General features: G+C 41.7%; 1 protein-coding gene. It reads right to left on the bottom strand.

All coding sequences use genetic code 11. From position 1 onward, the window contains the following. Positions 1 to 528, bottom strand: a 528-nt coding sequence (locus tag ABN217_RS20340) for an amidohydrolase family protein (RefSeq protein ID WP_349460019.1), incomplete at both ends; no start/stop codon positions are given.

Raw genomic sequence — 528 nt, 5'->3', positions numbered from 1 at the left:
ATACACTTCTGGAGTATCGTAAATAGCACCAACCAACCCAGGACCTCTGCCAGAGATATAAGGCATGGCATTAAATAAATGGGTAGAGAAGCGAATGCCTGCTTTAAAGCCAAGGCGTGCTTCTTCATAAGTGGAATTCGAGTGGCCAGCTGAAACCACAATACCTGCACTTGTTAACTGGCGGATATAGGATTCATTGACCATTTCTGGTGCTAATGTTACTTTAGTGATGGCATCCGCATGGGCAGCTAAATAATCGATCATTTCAGCTGAAGGTTTACGGATAAATTCAGGGTTATGAGTCCCTTTTTTAATGATGTTGATATAAGGGCCTTCTAAATGTAGGCCAAGCGCTTGGTTACGATGAGTTTTTAGGTATTCACTCATCACTTCAACACCATGCTTCATTAATTCATCTGAGCAGGTGATCAGTGTTGGTAGATAGCTAGTACAGCCAGTACGTTCGTTGGCTTTTTGCATTATCTCCAGATGTTCCAATGTCACGTTTTCTTTGTTGTCATTGAATTG

It is taken from the genome of Proteus sp. fly-1067 (assembly GCF_040139345.1).
In the GTDB taxonomy this organism is placed as follows: domain Bacteria; phylum Pseudomonadota; class Gammaproteobacteria; order Enterobacterales; family Enterobacteriaceae; genus Proteus; species Proteus vulgaris_B.
The sequence above is the reverse complement of the archived record's forward strand: the minus strand, read 5'-3'. Positions and strand labels throughout refer to the sequence as shown.